This is a genomic window from Arthrobacter sp. DNA4, from assembly GCF_024362385.1.
In the GTDB taxonomy this organism is placed as follows: Bacteria; Actinomycetota; Actinomycetes; order Actinomycetales; family Micrococcaceae; genus Arthrobacter.
This window is the reverse complement of sequence record NZ_CP101466.1, coordinates 400,936-418,492: the sequence shown is the minus strand read 5'-3', so window position 1 is coordinate 418,492 and position 17,557 is coordinate 400,936. Positions and strand designations below refer to the sequence as shown.

18 protein-coding genes and 1 pseudogene are annotated in these 17,557 nt (G+C 68.2%); 8 read left to right on the top strand and 11 right to left on the bottom strand.

The annotated features are described in order from the left end of the window. Positions 1 to 138: 138 nt before the first annotated feature. Positions 139 to 873, bottom strand: coding sequence for a GAF and ANTAR domain-containing protein (locus tag NMQ03_RS02040; RefSeq protein WP_255174175.1), 735 nt, complete (start codon positions 871 to 873; stop codon positions 139 to 141). 179 nt (positions 874 to 1,052) lie between these two features. On the opposite strand from NMQ03_RS02040, the gene NMQ03_RS02035 reads away from it, so the two are divergent. From NMQ03_RS02035 to NMQ03_RS02025, 3 genes are all read left to right on the top strand, one after another. Continuing rightward, complete coding sequence (locus tag NMQ03_RS02035) at positions 1,053 to 2,099, top strand: aldo/keto reductase (RefSeq protein WP_255174174.1); 1,047 nt, start codon at positions 1,053 to 1,055, stop codon at positions 2,097 to 2,099. 36 nt (positions 2,100 to 2,135) lie between these two features. After that, positions 2,136 to 2,669 (top strand): DUF488 family protein, encoded by a 534-nt coding sequence (locus NMQ03_RS02030; RefSeq protein ID WP_255174173.1) that lies wholly within the window; start codon positions 2,136 to 2,138, stop codon positions 2,667 to 2,669. Between the two features lie 94 nt (positions 2,670 to 2,763). After that, on the top strand, positions 2,764 to 3,060 hold the full coding sequence (locus NMQ03_RS02025; RefSeq protein ID WP_255174172.1) for a DUF3040 domain-containing protein: 297 nt from the start codon (positions 2,764 to 2,766) through the stop codon (positions 3,058 to 3,060). Here NMQ03_RS02025 and NMQ03_RS02020 read toward each other — a convergent pair. The 6 genes and pseudogenes from NMQ03_RS02020 to NMQ03_RS21075 form a co-directional block, all read right to left on the bottom strand. Continuing rightward, a complete protein-coding gene (locus NMQ03_RS02020; protein WP_255175717.1) occupies positions 2,971 to 4,044 on the bottom strand; it encodes a DMT family transporter in 1,074 nt (357 codons plus the stop codon). The genes NMQ03_RS02025 and NMQ03_RS02020 overlap by 90 nt on opposite strands. 41 nt (positions 4,045 to 4,085) lie before the next feature. Then, positions 4,086 to 4,682 (bottom strand): TetR/AcrR family transcriptional regulator, encoded by a 597-nt coding sequence (locus NMQ03_RS02015; RefSeq protein ID WP_255174171.1) that lies wholly within the window; start codon positions 4,680 to 4,682, stop codon positions 4,086 to 4,088. Between the two features lie 68 nt (positions 4,683 to 4,750). After that, on the bottom strand, positions 4,751 to 5,827 hold the full coding sequence (locus NMQ03_RS02010; RefSeq protein ID WP_255174170.1) for an L-idonate 5-dehydrogenase: 1,077 nt from the start codon (positions 5,825 to 5,827) through the stop codon (positions 4,751 to 4,753). Then, a complete protein-coding gene (locus tag NMQ03_RS02005; RefSeq protein WP_255174169.1) occupies positions 5,827 to 6,597 on the bottom strand; it encodes an SDR family oxidoreductase in 771 nt (256 codons plus the stop codon). Before NMQ03_RS02005 ends, NMQ03_RS02010 begins: the two co-directional genes overlap by 1 nt. Before the next feature lie 63 nt (positions 6,598 to 6,660). Beyond that, complete coding sequence (locus tag NMQ03_RS02000) at positions 6,661 to 7,614, bottom strand: 2-hydroxyacid dehydrogenase (RefSeq protein ID WP_255174168.1); 954 nt, start codon at positions 7,612 to 7,614, stop codon at positions 6,661 to 6,663. Positions 7,615 to 7,659: 45 nt separating this feature from the next. Beyond that, a pseudogene (locus tag NMQ03_RS21075) lies at positions 7,660 to 7,791 on the bottom strand (SDR family NAD(P)-dependent oxidoreductase); the annotation flags it as partial. Positions 7,792 to 7,908: 117 nt separating this feature from the next. Between NMQ03_RS21075 and NMQ03_RS01995 the strand changes: the two are divergent. The 4 genes from NMQ03_RS01995 to NMQ03_RS01980 all read left to right on the top strand — a co-directional run bounded on the left by NMQ03_RS01995 (position 7,909) and on the right by NMQ03_RS01980 (position 11,887). Next, complete coding sequence (locus NMQ03_RS01995; protein ID WP_255174167.1) at positions 7,909 to 8,385, top strand: hypothetical protein; 477 nt, start codon at positions 7,909 to 7,911, stop codon at positions 8,383 to 8,385. A 10-nt stretch (positions 8,386 to 8,395) separates the two neighbouring features. Then, positions 8,396 to 10,315 (top strand): glycoside hydrolase family 15 protein, encoded by a 1,920-nt coding sequence (locus NMQ03_RS01990; protein WP_255174166.1) that lies wholly within the window; start codon positions 8,396 to 8,398, stop codon positions 10,313 to 10,315. Between the two features lie 73 nt (positions 10,316 to 10,388). Continuing rightward, positions 10,389 to 10,688 carry a DUF4193 domain-containing protein gene (locus NMQ03_RS01985; protein WP_018772148.1) on the top strand — a complete coding sequence of 100 codons (300 nt, stop codon included), beginning with the start codon at positions 10,389 to 10,391 and terminating at the stop codon, positions 10,686 to 10,688. 128 nt (positions 10,689 to 10,816) lie between these two features. Next, positions 10,817 to 11,887 carry a quercetin 2,3-dioxygenase gene (locus NMQ03_RS01980; RefSeq protein WP_255174165.1) on the top strand — a complete coding sequence of 357 codons (1,071 nt, stop codon included), beginning with the start codon at positions 10,817 to 10,819 and terminating at the stop codon, positions 11,885 to 11,887. A 98-nt stretch (positions 11,888 to 11,985) separates the two neighbouring features. Here the strand turns inward: NMQ03_RS01980 and NMQ03_RS01975 are convergent, their stop codons facing one another. Genes NMQ03_RS01975 through NMQ03_RS01960 form a run of 4 tightly spaced genes read right to left on the bottom strand, consistent with a single transcriptional unit; the run spans position 11,986 to position 16,786 of the window. Next, positions 11,986 to 13,221: a DUF3500 domain-containing protein gene (locus NMQ03_RS01975; protein WP_255174164.1), complete on the bottom strand. Its 1,236-nt coding sequence runs from the start codon at positions 13,219 to 13,221 to the stop codon at positions 11,986 to 11,988. Continuing rightward, positions 13,199 to 14,965, bottom strand: a complete 1,767-nt coding sequence (locus NMQ03_RS01970) for an FAD-dependent monooxygenase (protein ID WP_255174163.1) — start codon at positions 14,963 to 14,965, stop codon at positions 13,199 to 13,201. Before NMQ03_RS01970 ends, NMQ03_RS01975 begins: the two co-directional genes overlap by 23 nt. Continuing rightward, positions 14,965 to 15,846: a fumarylacetoacetate hydrolase family protein gene (locus NMQ03_RS01965; RefSeq protein WP_255174162.1), complete on the bottom strand. Its 882-nt coding sequence runs from the start codon at positions 15,844 to 15,846 to the stop codon at positions 14,965 to 14,967. Before NMQ03_RS01965 ends, NMQ03_RS01970 begins: the two co-directional genes overlap by 1 nt. Before the next feature lie 58 nt (positions 15,847 to 15,904). After that, entirely contained in the window at positions 15,905 to 16,786 is an 882-nt protein-coding gene (locus NMQ03_RS01960) for an alpha/beta hydrolase (RefSeq protein WP_255174161.1), read from the bottom strand. Positions 16,787 to 17,309: 523 nt separating this feature from the next. On the opposite strand from NMQ03_RS01960, the gene NMQ03_RS01955 reads away from it, so the two are divergent. Next, positions 17,310 to 17,549 carry a hypothetical protein gene (locus NMQ03_RS01955; RefSeq protein ID WP_255174160.1) on the top strand — a complete coding sequence of 80 codons (240 nt, stop codon included), beginning with the start codon at positions 17,310 to 17,312 and terminating at the stop codon, positions 17,547 to 17,549. Positions 17,550 to 17,557: the final 8 nt, after the last annotated feature.

Sequence of the window (17,557 nt, the reverse complement as noted above, 5' to 3'; positions counted from 1 at the left end):
AGTGCTGCCTGTCGTGCCGGGCGCTCACACCCCCGTGCACAACCGTTGGTTCAGATTATTGCAGCGCGGCGCGGAGGCGAAACCCAGGCGGCATACAAGCGGGTCAAGACCGGTTTATAGGGAGTGGATCCGGGCTGCCTACGGATCGAAGTGCGTCGTCACCGGCCCGGTACTCACCCTGCCAAGGACTTCAGCGGCCAGGTCCCGCAGCTTCTGGTTCCGGTGGCTGGATGCCTTGGTGAGCAGGGCCATGGCTTCATCCTGGGTACACCGGTTCTGCGCCATGATCACCCCGCACGCAAGGTCGATCGCGGTGCGGTTCGCCATCGCGGCCTTCAAGTCGTCCGCCAGGTTCTGGGCGTCCGCGATCCGCAGGGCCAGTCGAAGCGCCCGGCCGGCAAGGTCCGCAAACCCCTCCGCCGTGCGGATGACATTGGGGGCAAAGACGTCGGGCTCCGCGGCGAAGAAGTTCAACGCGGCCGCCTGGTTCCGGTCGAGCGCCAAAGGCACGCCCAGCACGCTGCGGCAGCCGTTGTCGGCCAGCACCTTCTGGTATTCAGGCCAGCGGGTATCGGTGTGGACGTCGGACAGGACCATGGGCTTCATTGCGTCCAGGGAGGCGATGCACGGCCCTTCCCCGAGGGCCTGTTCCAGCTTGTCCAGCACGACGGCCCGTTCGCTGCTGCCGGCAATGGTGGCGCTGCGTTTGCGGCGGCGGAGCGTGACCCCGCATTCGATGAAGACGCCCGCTGCATCGCTGAGCGCTGACGCGGCAACAGCGGAAAGCTCGGACAGGAAGTCGGCCACGTTGCTGCTGCCGATAATGAGGTCGTGCAACTGGACGAACTGTTCATCGCTGCTGAGGATGCCCATGCCCTCAATATAGGCGTTGTTCCCTCCTCCTTTGTGCGCCACAAAACGTCATCCCCGCTGCCCCGGTTACTCCATGCGACGAAAAGAGAAGGACTAAAACGGAAATCTGCGGCCGCCTGCCTGATCTGTGTAGCGTCGTGACGATCCAGGGGACGGCAACTGAATGGAGGAGACCGGAGATGAGCCTGAGCGAACTGCGGGTGTTTGGACGGTCGGGAACCCCCATCAGTCCCCTCACCCTTGGGACCATGAATTTCGGTGAGGGGACCGGCAACGGCCAGGGTGCACCCACCGGGGCCGACGAGAGCATCCGCATCATCCACGCGGCCCTGGACGCCGGCATCACCGCGGTTGATACCGCCGATGTCTACTCGCAGGGCGAATCGGAGCAGGTGGTAGGCCGCGCACTCCGGGGACGCCGGGACGACGTCTTCCTGGCCACCAAGTTTCACGGCCAGATGAGCCGCAACCCCGCGCATTCCGGGAACTCCCGGCGCTGGATCATGCAGGCTGTGGAGGGCAGCCTCCGCCGGCTGCAGACGGACCGGATCGACCTCTACCAGGCTCATCGGCCGGACTACAACACCGACGTCCTGGAAACCATCACCACCCTGAACGACCTCATCCGCCAGGGCAAGATCCTGTACTACGGCACCTCGGTGTTCACGCCGGCGCAGCTGGTGGAGGCACAATGGCTGGCCACCACCAACCACCTGATCCCGCCGGTGGGCAACCAGGTCCCGTATTCCATGCTGGTCCGCGGCAATGAACGCGACGTGCTGCCGATTGCCCAACAGTACGGCCTGGGTGTCCTTGCGTACGGGCCCCTGGCGGGCGGCTGGCTTTCCGGCAGTTTCGTGCTGGAATCGGGCAAGCCGCCCACCCGCGTCCATACGCTTCCCGGCCGGTACGACCTGTCCGGACCGTCCAGCGAGCGGAAGCTGCTCGCCGCAGACTCCTTGGCCCGCCTGGCGGACAAGCTGGAGCTGTCCCTGGTGGACCTGGCGGTGGGGTTCGCCCTGACCCACCCCGCCATCAGCAGCGTGATCATCGGCCCCCGTAGCGAGGAACACCTCCAGGCGTACCTTCGCGCAGCCGACGTCCAGCTGGGCGAGACAGTACTGGACGCCATCGACGACCTGGTGCCCCCGGGCACCAACTTCGTGGAGCGGGATGCGGGCGCCATCGTGCCGTCCATCGAGTTCGCCGAATTACGACGACGGTAGCCGGCTTCTGCGGGCCACCCCGCCCACGTGCCTATCATGGCTTCGATGAAGGCCCTGTTCACCGTAGGTCACGGCACCGCGTCCGAGGAGGACTTCGCCGGGCTGCTCCGCAGCGCCGGAGTGACGTCCCTGGTGGATGTCCGGATCGGCCCGGGCAGCCGCAAGTATCCGCATTTCGGCAAGGACCGTTTGGCCCTGTGGCTTCCGGAGGCGTGCATCGACTACCGCTGGGAGAAGCGGCTGGGCGGGTTCCGCAAGCTGCTCCCGGACTCTCCGGATACGGCCCTCCGCAACGAGTCGTTCCGCGCCTACGCAGGCTATATGCGCAGTGAAGACTTCCTGGCGGCAGCCGCAGAACTGGTGGCAGGCTCCCAGGCGGCAACCACCGCAATCATGTGCAGCGAAACCCTGTGGTGGCGCTGCCACCGCCGCCTCATCGCGGACCATTGCGTCCTGCTGGTAAGCCTGCCCGTTGAACACCTGATGCCGACGGCCAAGGCAGTTCCGCACGTTCCCACCAGAGGCGTACGGGTAACGGGCGATGAGCTGCGTTACGACGTCCTGGAGTGAGGGCAGTGCCGGGCCGCTGCACCTATTGACTAACCGGTAGAAGGCTCCTACGGTCGATACCGTTACCGCCTCCCAGGGAAAACAGGGGCCCGCCATGCCAATGTCCGATGAGGAGCGACGCCTGCTCAAGGAGCTCGAACTGGGGCTGATCGCGGACGATCCCCACCTGGCCATGGAACTGCTGTCCGGCTATCCCGCGCGGCGTTTCCCCGCAGGCCTGTTCCCGGGGATCCTGGCGGCCCTGATCGGCGTGGTGCTCGTCTTTGCAGGGGCCGGGGTCCCTGCCCCGGGCGCGGTGGTGCTAGGGATTTTGCTGCTGGGGCTGGGCGCCTGCCTGCTGCTCGGCCCCACGGTACTGGCCCGGAGCGCGGGTCGGCAGCACACCGGCTGATTCCGCAACAGGCCGTTCTGTTGCCCGTGACTGTGCCGCTGCGGGTGATGATGCCGTTGCGGGTGATGATGCCGTTGCGGGGGCCAGTGCGCGGGTGCGTGGGGTCAGGATGAACAAGCTGGCCAGGACGACGGCGGCGCCAAGCCAGCCGAGCGCCGGGAGCCTTTCACCCACCACCAGTACGGCGAGGACAGCAGCCACCACGGTCTCCAGCAGGGAGATGCTGGTGGCCGTGCTCGCCCCCACGCGGGCCAGGCCCCAGCCGAACAGGACATACCCTGCGAACATCGGCACCACAGCCATGTAGGCCCCCACGCCCGCGTTGGCCCAGGACTGCAGCAGCGGGCCGCCCGTCACCGCGAGGACAGGCATCAGGAGGAGTCCGCCCAGCCCGAAAATGCTGCCCATGGCGGCCCTGGGGGTAACACCGAGACCAGTCAGGCGGTGCGCCGCCCAGGAATACAGGGCATAGGTGGCGACGGCCAGCAGCCCAAGGAGGATTCCCGCCGTCGAACTCCAAGCCGTGGCCTCCCCCGCAGCAGCCGGAGCAGCTGGAACCGGTGATGACGCTGCGGGGGCATGCCCGGCAAAGGAGAGCAATGCGGCGCCGCCGACTCCCAGCAGGGCCCCAAGAATCCATTGCTTACTCAGCGGTTTCCTGTCCGCGAAGCGTTCGATGAGCGCTGCCGCCACGGGGGCCGAGCCGATGGAGACGACGGTTCCCACCGCTACGCCGGAGAGGTGCATCGAGCTGTAGAAGGCCAGGGGGTAGGTGGCCACGGCCGCGGCACCGAGCGAGACCAGGCGCCACCGTGCGAGCAGGCTGCCCGTCTGGAGGCCGATGTGCCGTGCTGCGAAGAGCGCCTGCAGCAGGCCGCCCAGTCCCATTGCCACGGCGCCAATGGCCAGCGGGCTCACGTCGGGGGCGAAGGTGGCTGCGGTCCCGGTGGTGCCCCAGAGGACGGAGGCAGCCACCACGGACATTGCCCCCCACCGTTGGGCCTTGGGGTGGTGGCGCTCGATGCTCACAGGGCGTCCAGCAACTGTCCGGCCATGCGCCTGGCGTCCTTCAGCGGACCGTCATTGCCTTCCAGCCCGGCGCGGGCCATGGCGCCTTCGAGCAGGAACGCCAGGTGCGCGGCGATGGCGGGGACCTGTTCCTCCCGCTCCGGCAACAACCCCGACACGTGCCCGGCCAGGAGTTCCTGGACTTCTTCCTTGTGGCGGCGCACGGCGTCCCGGCCGGGATCGCCGGCCGGCAGTTCCGCGGCGGCGTTGAGCAAGCCGCATCCCCGGAAGCCGTGCTCGTAGGCGAAGTTGGCGTGGTCCAGGTAGGCATCGAAGACGGCCAGGACCTGGCTGCGCGGTGTCGGCGCCGTTTCCAGCCGCTTGCGGTACAGGCCGAGCCATTCCTCGTGCCTCGCCTCAAGATATGCGGCCACCAGGTCCGCCTTGGAAGTGAAGTTGTTGTAGAGGCTCTTTTTGGCCACTCCGGCTTCGGCAGTGATGGTATCGATCCCGGTGGCCGCGACGCCGTTTGCATAGAAAAGGCGCGCCGCAGCGTCGAGCAGGAGCTCCCGGGCGGGGCGCCGGGCAGGTGATGAAAGTCCTGAAGCTGCCATAGTTCACTCCTCACAGAGGTGGTAGGTAGACCAGTCTACCTACCACCTTCGCGCAGGAGAAGTTCTCCTCATTGGGCCTGCCCCTCATCGCCGAAAGAGAGGAGCACCTTGCCGGAACTGGTGGAGTCCTTGGCGACTTCGAAGGCGTGGAGGGCGTCGGCCAGCGGGAATTCGTGGGTGATGACGGGCTCGATGTGCAGGGATCTGTCGGCGAGGGCCGTGATCACGTCATCGATCTCGTCGTTGAAGCGGAACGAGCCGAGCAGCTGCAGTTCGCGGGTGATCGCCAGCGAGATGGGCACCGGCTGCATGCCGGCTGGCAGCAGGCCCACCATCACCACAGTCCCGCCGCGGACCGCGCCGTTGATGGCGGAGGCAAGGCCGTGGTGGTTGCCGGAGGATTCGATCACGACGTCGGCCTCGACGGCGGCGATGGCTGCGGTGTCCGCGGCGTTGATGACCTGGTCCGCGCCGACGGCCGTGGCGATCTCCAGCGGCTTGGGATGGAGGTCGACGGCGGTGATGCGGGCGGCGCCGGCGCGTTTGAGGACGGCGACGGTGAGGGCGCCGATGGGGCCGGAGCCGATGACCAGCGCGGTTTTCCCGCGGACGTCACCGGCGCGGGACACGGCGTGCCAGGCCACGGACGCGGGTTCGATCAGGGCCGCGGTGCGCAGGTCGATGCTGTCCGGGAGCGGGCGGAGCATCCGGACGGGCAGCGTGACGTAGCGGCTGAAGGCGCCGTCGGTGTGCGGGTAGCGGGCGGCGCTGCCCAGGTATGTGCAGCCAGGGGACAGGTTGGGCCGGTCCTCCGGATAGCGCGCGGCGCCTGGACCAGGCGTTGCCGGGTGGACGGCGACGGCGGTCCCTGCCTGCGGCCCGGTACCGTTGGCCGCGGCCCGGACCACGGTCCCGGAGATTTCGTGCCCCAGGACCAGCGGCGCCTTGAGGATGGACTCCCCCGCCGCACCGTGCAGCCAGTAGTGCAGGTCGGAACCGCAGATGCCGCCGTAGCGGACCTCGACCACCGCTTCGTCGGCTGCGGGCAGGGGCAGCGGGACCTCGTCGATCCGCAGGTCGCCGGCGGCATGGGCCACCAGCGCCGGACCGGTGGCGGGCAATGCGACATCAAGGGACGGTGCCATCAGACCACCACCGTCATTCCGCCATCGATGAAGATGGTCTGCCCGTTCACGAAGTTGGACCCGTCCGAGGCCAGCCACACCACGGGACCGGCCAGATCCTCCACGGTGCCCCAGCGGTGCGCGGGTGTCCTGCCGAGGATCCAGGAGTTGAACTCCTCGTCATCCACCAGGTTCTGGGTCATTTCGGTGTGGATGTAGCCCGGTGCAACGGCGTTGATCTGCAGCCCGGAGCCCGCCCATTCTGCGGTCATGGCACGGGTGAGGTTCCGCAGCCCGCCCTTGGCCGCGATGTACGGGGCGATGGTGGGGCGGGCCAGGTCGGCCTGGACAGAGCAGATGTTAATGATCTTGCCGCGGCCCCGGGTGATCATGTGCCGGGCGGCTTCGCGGCCCACCAGGAAGGCGCTGGTGAGGTCCGTGGAGAGGACGCGTTCCCAGTCCGCCACGTCCAGCTCAAGCATGGGGACGCGGTGCTGGATACCGGCGTTGTTCACCAGGATCTCGAGCGGCCCTACGTTGTCCTCGATCCAGCGGATGCTGCGGGCGGCAGCATCGTCGTCGGTGACGTCGAAGGCCACGCTGTGGATTCGGCCCGGCGGGAAACCTGCCGCCATGGCCGCTTCGGCGTCCTTGAGCCGCTCGGGGTTGACGCCGTTCAGCACTACTGTTGCTCCGGCGTCGGCCAATGCCTTGGCAAGGGCCGAACCGATGCCCCTGCTCGAACCGGTGACCAGGGCTACGCGCCCCGTAAGATCAAAAAGCCCTGTCATGTCCTGGTTACTTCCTCTTCATTGTTGTTTCGTACCGCTGCCTGCATGAGATCGCGGCGGCCGTTAGAACGGGCCCTGCTGAAAGGGTCCCTGCTGCACCAGGTTGTCCGGGGTTTGGCCTGTCGCCAGGGCCTCGAGCTGCTGTTTCAGGAGTTTCAGGATTCGGGGCTCAAAGGCCGAGGCGTTGCCGCCCACGTGCGGGGTGATGAGGGCGTTCTCCGCGGACCACAGAGGGTGGCCGGCGGGAAGCGGCTCGGGATCGACCACGTCGATGGCGCACTGGAGGCGGCCGGAGACCACTTCGCGGGTCAGCGCCTCGGTGCTGATGACGGCGCCGCGGCCCACGTTCACTACCAGGGCTCCGTCGGGCAGGGCGGCCAGGACGTCCCGGCCCACCAGGTCGTGGGTGTTGTCGTTCAGGGGCAGGACGGAGACCAGGATGTCGTGGTCCGCGGCGAGGGCCACCAGTTCGTCCGGGCCGTGAACCTGCCCGTCGGCGTCCGTGCGGGCCGTGCTTCCCACCCGGGTGATGGTGACCTCGAAGGGTTCCAGGCGGCGGGCCAGTTCCTTGCCGATCCCGCCGATGCCCAGCAGCAGGACCTTGCGGTCGGCCAGGGACTGGCGGCGTTGCGGCCTCCAGCTTTCAGCCTGCTGGTCCTTGACAGCCTGGTCGATCCCCCGCAGCTTGGCGAGGATGAGGCCCACGGCCAGCTCCGCGGTGGCAGCTGCATGGACGCCCGAGGCGTTTGCCACCGCGGCGCCCGGACCGGCGGCCTCGCACACGCCGTCGTACCCTGTTGACTGCGTCTGCACGAACTTGAGGTCCGGGACCTTGCCCAGGGAACCCAGCACTTCCCCGGCGTTGATGTACGGCAGGATGACGCCGTCGATCCTGCCCAGGTCCCCACCGGGGGCCTCCTTCATGTCCCAGACAACCCCGCGCAGGCTTCCGGGAAGCGGCGACAGGTCGGCCAGGAGCTGGGAATCGGGAAAGCTGACGGTGTGCACATGCTGCATTGGCGGGGACCTATCGGTTGGTGGTGGTTGAAGTGCGGGCGGACGTCAGGCAGTGGGCTCGCGGCGGTCAAAGGTCAGGCCGCCCGGGACCTGGAAGATGGGCATGAGCTCAAGCATGCCAACATTCACGTGCCGCGGCGTCTCAATGGCGTAATCAAGGGCGTTAACAACGCCATCAGGCCCTCGGAATCGGGGAGCGGGTGTGCTGGCCCGCGCTCACTCTTGACAACCTCCGCGGATGCTTCTAAATTCAAGATAATCTTTTTTAGAACGACCAGGGCTGGACGGCATGACATGGACTGGCAAGGATGGGACCTGTTCGGGCTCCTGGCTACCGCCGCACTGACGGTCATCATGATCGCGGCCCAGATGGTAAGCCTGACCCGGCTCGACCTGCCTCTGGTCCTGGGCACCCTGGTGACGCCTGATCCCGACCGGGCCCGTGTTGCCGGCTTCTTCATCCATCTGGCTGCTTACCAGGTGTTTGCCCTCGGTTATGCCGCGGCGTTCTCCCTCCTGGGCAGGGCAACCTGGTGGATCGGCGCGCTGCTGGGCCTGCTGCACGTAGCCGTGGCCCTGACGGTCATCCTGCCATTGCTGCCCGGTGTCCACCCGAGGATGGCATCCACCCGCGCGGGCCTGTCCACTACCGCCGTGCTGGAGCCACCGGGACTGCTGGGTTTGAATTACGGCATCCAGACACCGGCGGTAGCCATCGTGGCGCATGTCGCCTACGGGGCCGTGCTGGGGCTTCTGCTGAGGGCGCTGTGAGCAGGCAGCCGTGAGCATCGCATTCGAGCGGAAGCCCCGCCCTTCGATGGAAGAACCTTCCGTGACCGGGCCGCCAAAGCGGCACCCCGCCGTCGCCCCCTCCCCCGTCCCCACGCGCGAACCAAGGCCCTGGCAGCCCGCTGCCATCGCCGACTACGGCATGCTCGGCGACACCAGGACGGCCGCCCTGGTGTCCTCCAAGGGGTCGGTGGATTGGATGTGCGCTCCGGCGTTCGACGGCGAGCCAATCTTCGGCGCCCTGCTGGGAGGAACGGAAGCGGGCCAGTTCGTCGCCGGACCCGCCGGCCCCGCCCACCTGCTCCAGCGCCATTACCGCGGGAATACGGCAACACTGGAAACGACATGGTCCGCGGGCGGGGCCCGGCTGACGCTCACCGAAGCGATGGTGGCCGAAGTCTCCGGAGCCCTGCTGCCCACAACGCTCCTGGTGCGCCGGCTCACCGCCCACGGCGGCCCGGCAGCCGCCGTCGTCCGCTTCACTCCACGCCTGGGTGAAACCCACCGCGTGCCACGGATCAGCCGGCGGGCGCGGGACCTGGTGTGCGAATGGGGACCGCTGGCCATAGCGCTGGGCTCCAGCGAGGGGTGCCCGCTCCCCGACGGCGAAGAACAGACGCTGGTGGTGCAGCCCGGCAACCCGGTGACCCTGGTCCTGTCCATTGCCTACGGCGAGCCGCTGATTCACGTGGACCCCGAGGCGGCCTGGCACCTGGTGCTTGAGGACGAGCAACGGTGGGAAGCCTGGTCCGGGGAGGTGGACGCCGACATCCCGTTCCGCGGCCAGGTCCTGCGGAGCCTGCTCACCCTGCGGCTGCTCACTTATTCACCGTCCGGGGCTCCAGTGGCCGCACCCACCACGTCGCTGCCCGAAAATCCGGGCGGCATCAGGAACTGGGACTACCGGTTTGCCTGGCCGCGGGACGCCAGCATCGGCGTGGCCGCGTTCCTGCACGCGGGCAAGACGGATGTGGCCCGGAACTTCTTCGGTTGGCTGCTGCACGCCAGCCGGCTCCAGCGGCCACGGCTTCCGGCGCTGCTCACACTGTCCGGTCGGCCGGTCCCCCGCGAGCACGAGTTGCGCGGCTGGCCTGGATATTTGGGGAGCGTACCGGTGCGGACGGGCAACGGGGCGGCCGGGCAGCACCAGCTGGACGGTTACGGCTGGGTGCTGGACGCCGCCTGGGTGCTGGTGCAGGGCGGGCACCGGCTGTACTCGGAGACGTGGCGGGCCATGCGCGGTTTCGCCGACAGGGTGGCGGCGTCCTGGGCCGCCCCGGATGCAGGGATCTGGGAAATCCGGGATGATGCCGCCCACCACGTCCACTCCAAGCTCATGGCGTGGCTCGCCCTGGACCGGGCGCTGCGCATCGGTGCCACCCACCACCTGGGCGCGCGGCAGCGGCAGCGCTGGCTGTCCGCGAGGGACCAGCTGGGCGCCGAAGTCCGGAGCCTGGGCATCGACCCCGTGCGGGGCACCTACACGCGGACCTATGGGTCGGCAGACCTGGACGCGGCATTGCTGGTCCTTCCGCTGATTGGGCTGGAGGACCCGGACGCTGACGTGGTCCGCCAAACCGTTGACGCGGTGCGGGCCGAGCTCGGCGCGGGCGGGCCCCTCCTGTACCGGTATCCGCCCGGCCAGGACGGGCTGGAGGGCGGTGAGGGCGCCTTCCTGCCCTGTTCCTTCTGGCTGGTGCAGGCCCTGGCCCTGACGGGCAGGGGCCGGGAGGCGGTGGAGACCTTCCGGGCGTTGCTGGACCTGGCCTCCCCGCTGGGACTCTTCAGCGAGGAACTGGATCCCGCCTCCGGTGCCTTCCTGGGCAACTACCCCCAGGCCCTCACCCACGCCGCCCTGGTGCAGGCCGCGCTGGCCCTGCGGGAAAACAGCAACATCCGGAATGGGAATTAGTTGCGCCCATCCGGCGTTGTCGATCTGTCCAGAACAATCTGGACATCAGCAGCTGGACAGGAGAACACACCACATGTCAGTTGACTACGACGCTCCGCGGGTGACTCCCGAGGAAGAGCCGAACGTCGCCTTGGAGGAGCTGAAGTCCGACAAGTCCGGCCGCCGGGAGGCCGCTCCCGACATGGACGAAACGGATCTCGCGGACAGCTTCGAGCTGCCCGGCGCCGACCTCTCCAACGAGGAACTCCTCATCCAGGTGGTCCCGGTGCAGGCAGACGAATTCACGTGCATGTCCTGCTTCCTGGTGCACCACCGCAGCCAGTTGGCCCGTGAGAAGGACGGCAAGAAGTACTGCAAGGAATGTGAGGGGTAGCAGGGGGACGATGACCGGCCACGTTCGGATTTCAACTAATGGAATCAGGGCTCGTGGCCGGGGGCGTGGGACAGCCATGATGTAGGTCACGCTCCGGCAAGGGCTTACCGACTGGAAAGAAGGAAACCATGTCCCTCAGCGTTGAGGAAATGAACAAGCAGCTCCCGGTGGCCAACGCGCTGCCCGGCGAGGCGGTCCCGTATTACATGGCCTCGGGCGAAGGCGCGCGCTACGAGATCAACGGCCAGCTGGTCACGGTCATCGCCCGCGCTGCCGACACCGGGGGCATCTTCAGCGCTGCCTACATCTCCGGCGGCATGGGCGCTGAGTCCCCGTTTGTCAGCCACACGGTGGAGCACAAGACGCTCTACGTTTTCGACGGGATCCTCCATGTCTGGCTGCCGGGCGAGAGCCGCATCCTCACCCCCGGCGACTCCGTGGTCATCCCGCCCAACACGCCGCACGCCTACCGGATGGCCAGCCACTACACCCGCTTCCTGAACTGGATGACCCCCGGCGGCGGCGAGGCCTACTACGAGCGGGTGGGCACGCCCATCGATTCGCACGTCCCGCCGGCGCGCCCTGGCCACAAGGCCAGCCTGCAGGAGCAGGCCGAGGTGGGTGCCGAGTTTGGCATCACGTTCCCAGACGTTGAGCGGGTGGCGCCGTCGTTCAAGCACGACGCCGGGCTGCCGCCCACACAGAGCCCGTACTTCCTCACTGCCGGGGAGGGTGAGCGGATGGTCAGCTACCAGACTATGTTCACCTACCTGTCCCGGCCCGCCAACACCGGCTCCAACTACTTCGCTGTGCACACCAAGGGCGCCAAGAGCCCCTATATCCCGCTTCACTTCCACTCCCAGCACACGGAGAACTTCCTCTGCACCGAGGGCCGGATGTGGCTCTATGCCAACGGCCGCGAGATGCTCCTGACGAAGGGCGATTTTGTGCACGCCCCCGCCGGGACCATCCACTCATTCGCGCTCGATGCCCACAACACCCAGATGGTGGGCTTCCTGACCCCTTCGGTGTTCAACGGCTTCTTCGAGTACTTCAACGAACCCACGGAGGACTACATGTACACCGAGGGCGGCGAGCCCTACATGGACATGGACGGCTTCGGGCGCGCCCAGGCCGAGATGGACCTGACCGTCGTCGGCCCGCCGCCGCAGCGCCGCGCAGCACTGGACATCCCCTAACCCACAGTTAACACAGAAGGCCCGGACTTCCGAGAGGAAATCCGGGCCTTCTGGTCTTTGAAACCCATCGATTGCTGAGTGGATGGGTGGAGAGTGGGTCAGGAAGTGGCTTGCCTGACGAGTTCGCGGCCGTAGTCATTGCCGTTGGGGGTGCGGACCACGGTGTGCATGTGGAAGGGGGCGGGCTCATCGTTGCCCAGGAAGACGCCGGTGTGGTGGTCCAGTTCCAGCACCACCACCGGGCTCTGGACCCGGAAGTAGAAGGCCTCCTCCCCTTCCCAGCCGCCGATCCAGCTGAAGAACGTCTCTGAATAGTGCTCCTGAATTTCCCGACGCCGGGCGGCACGGGGACCGTCCGGAAGGTAGGCGATGAAGTCCTCCACCACCGCGTCGAGCAATTCCCGGGCCCCGGCCGGCAGCTCGGCCACCCGGATGCCCTCGTACGGGATCACCCGGTTGTCCTGGAAGCAGCCGCCCAGGTGCCGCTCGTCGCCCGGGTGGAGGCGCCCCTCGGGCATGGCCGGATCCACCATCCCGGCATAAACAACGGCCCGGGACCGCAGGTCCGCGGGCAGGGCGGCCATCAGCTGCCGGGCCAGGGCGATGCGCTCCTTGAACACCTTGACACCCTTGTGCGGGCCGGCGTCGATCATGTCCGGTTCGGCCCCCATGAACACCGGCGAGATCACCAGCTGCGTCCCGGCCACCAGGCAGTTCAGCGCCGCGTGGTGGCCAAACAGCTGCCACCCCCACGGTTCCGTCTCGGAAGGCTCCCCGTAGAGGGCGAAGTTGTAGCTGAACTCGTTCATGAGCAGCGGCAGCTCCACCAGATCACCCAGGAAACCGTTGATCCGCATCAGGTTCCGCACCAGCTCAAACCCGGCCGGGCTCAGCGAAGCCTCCACCACGCCCAACACCGCGTCCCGCACGGGACCGGCAACCTCGTCCAAACGGAGTCCGGTGTCGTGCTGCATGAATTCGGGGTTGGCCCAGCTCTGCCACTCCGGCGCGTCCACGGCGTAGCAAAGCTTCCCGGCCTGGTCCGCGGCGACAGCGCCAAGCAGCTTCCGCGCCGCAGCCACCATGTCCGCCGTGGGCGCTTCCTCCCCCGGCCGGGCAGGAGCCAGCGGATACAGGCCCTCCCGGCGGACGCCGTCGCTGGTGATGCCCGTGAACGGCTGGGGATAGAGCTTCCGCCAGCCCTCGATCATGGGCCCGGCGAACGCATCGGTCTTGGCCGCCTCGGCGTATTCGCGGGCGTCCAGCCCCCGGATGTCCGCCACGCGGGGGTGGTCCGGGGCAAAGAGGAAATCACGGAATGACGGCGTCGACACGGGCGCTCCTGGTCTCGATGGAAGGTGCAGATTCTTCAGGACGTGCGGGAAGGACAGCCGGCGCCCAGCCCGCGGCGACGGACAACGCTGCGGCGGCCTCCACCGGGGAGTTGCCGCGCCAGGCCACGTGCTGGTCGGGACGGACCAGCAGTGCAGTGGCGCCCCACAGGTCCGCAAGGTGCGTTCCGTCGTCGGAAGGCCCGACGGCGGCGACGGTCACCGGGATGCCCTGCCGGGCACCGGCTGCCAGGACCGGCTCGAAAACTTCGGCGGCGGGCACCCCGCCCAGCGCCCCGGCGTCGGCCAGCAACGTGAAACCCGCACCAAGGGCGCTGTACACGGAGACCGAATCCGCCAGCCAGGCGTGCGGCAGCAGGGCCCCCGGAACAGCGGACGGAACGTAACGGATGGGGTCCTCGTCGGGGAGGGCCGAACCGTCCGGCACCACCACGGATGAACCGCCGTAGTCGTAGCCCAGCACCAGGCCCAGGGAATCGAACTCGCTCTGCTTCACGGCGAGCGCCCGGTGGGCCGCGTCCCGCGCGGCTTCCCCGGCAATCCCCGCCGCAACCAGCTCCGGGTCTGCGAAGTGGTAGGCCAGGGCCTTGCCGTTGGTGGCGGCGTCGCGGATGGTGCGCGCAGCCACCGGCCGGCGTTCCGCCCCATAGCTGGCAAGGAGTCCGGGCCCGGCCCAGCCGTTGATCGTGGCGGCGAGCTTCCAGGCCAAGTTGGCGGCGTCACCGATGCAGGTGTTGAATCCGTGGCCTCCCCAGGGCGGGTTGAGGTGGGCGGCGTCCCCCACCAGGAAGACGTTGCCGCGGCTGTATTCGGGAGCCAGCAGCATCCGGGCCGTCCACGGGTCGGTGGCCACCACCTCGATGTCCACATCCGAGCCCACCAGGGAGCGGACCATCGCGGCCGCCTCCCCCGCAGTGACGGTGAAGGACGGATCCACGCCCTGGACGATCGCCCACCACGTCCCGTCACGGTCCATGGGCCCCACCATGCCGGAGGTCTCCGAGCCCACCACCCAGTACTGCACCGCCGGAGCCAAGGAGACAGCTGACGCCAGCGATTCAGAGCGGAAGAGGATGCTGATGTTGGACAGCTCGGCGGACCCGCCTTCCAGCCGCAGCCTGAGGCTGCGGCGCACGGCGGAGGACCCGCCGTCGGCACCGATGACGTACTCGGCGGCGATGGTGCGTTCATCACCTTCGGGATCCCTAATGACGACGGCGCGCGGTTCCGTGGCTGCCCCGCCTTCAGGGACGTTGACGCCAGTGACAGTCCAGCTTACCAGGAACGTCACCAGCGGGTGGCTTTCGACGGCGGCCCGGAGCACCTCCTCGAGGACGGGCTGGGGCACCTGCTGGCCGCACTCCGGCTGCGGCCCGTACCTGCCGGGGACCAGCTGGAAGGCGTTGCTGAACCTGCGCAGCTCGTACGCGGAAGGGCCGGTGAGGCCGGTGCAGAAGATGACGTCCTGGGCGTACTCCACCGGCAGCGGCGAAGCGTCCCGGAGGACCTCGGCGAGGCCCAGCCGGCGCAGGTGCGTCATGGTACGGGCATTGGTGGTCTTGGCGCGCGGACGGGTGTGGTCCAGCGCTGTCCGCGGTTCGATGACGGTGCTGGGCACCCCGCGGGAGGCGAGGTCCAGGGCCAGGAACAGCCCGCTGGGGCCGCCGCCGGCGATCAGGACCTGTACCTCCGCCGGCAGGTCAGCAGCGGTATGGAAGGAGTTCATCAGGCACGGCTCCGGAGGGAAATGTCGCCCACCGGCGTGGTCAGGGTGCCCAGCTTCTCGATCTCCACTTCCACGGTATCGCCGGGCTGCAGGAGCCACTGCGGGGTACGGGCGTAGCCCACGCCTTCGGGGGTGCCGGTGGCGATGACGTCACCCGGGTGCAGGGTGAAGGTTTCGCTGATGAGCGAGATGATGGCCGGGACGGAGAAGATCATGTCCCGGGTGTTGCCGTTCTGGGCTTCGATCCCGTTGACGCGGGTGCGGACCTGCAACCCGTCGCGCAGGTCACCCACCTCGTCGCGGCTCACCACGGGACCCAGGGGGCCGCTGAAATCGCCGTTCTTGCCCAGGGTCCACTGCGAGGTGAGCTTCTGGGCCTTGCGGGAGGTGATGTCGTTGAACGTGGAGTAGCCAAAGACGGAATCCGCGGCCGTGTCCTCGTCGGCGGACTCCACGCGGCGGCCGATGTAGGCGGCCACTTCGCCTTCCCAGTCCAGGCCTTCCTCGCCCGCCGGGACGGGGACCGGGACGTTGCCCACGGACAGGGAGGCCGTCCAGCGGGCGAACAGAGTGGGGTAGGACGGCAGTTCCTGGTCCTTGAAGCTGCCCTCGGCTACGTGCGCCTTGTAGTTCAGCCCCACGCAGATCACGCGAGCGGAGGCCGGGACCAGCGGCACTTCGGTGACACTGCCGCGCTCCAGCCAGGTGCCGGCGTCGGACGTTTCAGTGTCTGCTGCGCCGGCAACCAAGGCTGCTGCCTTGTCCTGCCAGCCCTCGGCGTCGGCCCAGAAATCGTCGACGGACGTGAGCGGGAGGACGCGGGAGCCTGCGAGCGCCGCTGCCCAGGGTCCGCCGTGGTGGGTGATGCCGATGAACTGCATGGGAGGCCTTTCGGTCTGGTCCGGGGTGCGCGTATTGCCCCGGCATGGTGGTGGGAAATCAGTGCTGCTTTGCCTGGCGGCGGAGGAAATCGATGGTGGCGGCAATGGCCTGTTCCGCGTCCTCGCTGTTGCCGTCCGGGCTGGCCCACATGTGGTCCGCGCCGTCAAGCAGGAGGAGTTCGACGGCGTTGCCCGCGCCTTCCAGCGCCCCGGCCAGCGAGGTGGACTGGGCTACCGGGACGAAGCGGTCCGCCGTTCCATGGATGAGGAGGAAAGGCGGGGCGCCTGCGTGGACGTGGCTGAGGGGGCTTGCGGCCCTGGCCTTGTCCGGGGCGTCGGCCGGCTGCGCGCCGATCAGCAGCGCTTCCCGGGATCCGGGATCATCCGCCCGGGCCACGGCATCCGGCCGTGCCTGTCCACCCATCCGGAGGAGGTCAGTGGGCGGGTACCAGGCCACGACGCCGGCAACCGAGTCGTCGCTGGCGGGCCCGTCATATCCGGCTTGGCCCGGAAGCTCCGCTGCCCCTGCGGTCAGGCCCAGGAGGGCAGCGAGGTGGCCGCCGGCCGAGTCTCCCCAGGCGTAGATCCGGTGTGGGTCCACGCCGTACTCGGCCGCGTGGGTGCGGAGCCAGCGGACGGCTGCCTTGGCGTCCTCCAGCTGGGCCGGGAACGTGGCAACCGTGCTGAGCCGGTAGTCGGCCGAAGCCACCACGAACCCGGCATCCGCGAGCTGTTCGATGGGGTTCAGCCCAAAACCGTCAACAGCGGGGCCCAGCGAAGACCGCTCCCCCGTCCGCCAGCCGCCGCCGTGGAAGTGGACCACCGCCGGCTGGCCGCCCTGGTGCGTTGCTCCTGCGGGAAGGTAGAGGTCCAGCAGCAGCGGCGCCGCGTTCTGTGGCCGGGCGAACTCGATCCCTTTGAGGATCTGCCGTCCCGTCATCGTTGACTCCATGTGTAGCGCGCCGTTTCTGTGCTGTTTTTACCGAACTGCTGGATGGGCTGGGCGGGGGCCCGCAACGGGACCCGCGTTCATGGACTCAACTCTGTGCCATGGGCCGGGCTGCACGCGCCGCCAGTTTCACTGAATGAAACTGGTTCACTCCGCGCAGGATCCTGCCCAGGGTCGCGTGCGCCGCGGTTGAACCTGACGCGGCGTCAGGTCCTACGGTGGGCGGTATGGAACAACCGGAAGAACCCCGCTGGAGTTGGCGAGATTGGCGCCCTGGTGGACGGGCCGGAAGGAAGTTCCGATTCCCTGCAAAAACTGCTGCTGAGGCAGCTCGATGCCTTGGGCGAGCAGGCCTTGCAGCTGGAACAGCCTCAGGGGACCGTCCGGGAGCTGCTGGCACGCCTCGGCGGGCAGGGGCAAGGGCACGCCGAGCCCGCCTATTTCATGACTGTTTTGGAAAGGATGACTGGGGCAGGAGGCCGCCGATGAATCACGGACCGAGTGGGCGGGCCTCGTGCAGGAAGGCCTGCGGCAGGTCGACGGCGGTGTCCCCGCCGTCAGCCCCGACGCGCGGGAGCTGGTGCGCCGCTGGGATGAGCTGGGCTCGCGTTTCCACAGCAGCGAGGGCACCAAGGAAGCCGCCCGCGCGATGTGGGCGGAGAACAGCACCGAATTGAGCCACGCCCTGCCGTGGACCGCGGAGCAGCTGCAGGCCCTGGTGGCGCACCTCCAGGCGGCGCGGGAGACGCGCTGAAAGTTCCC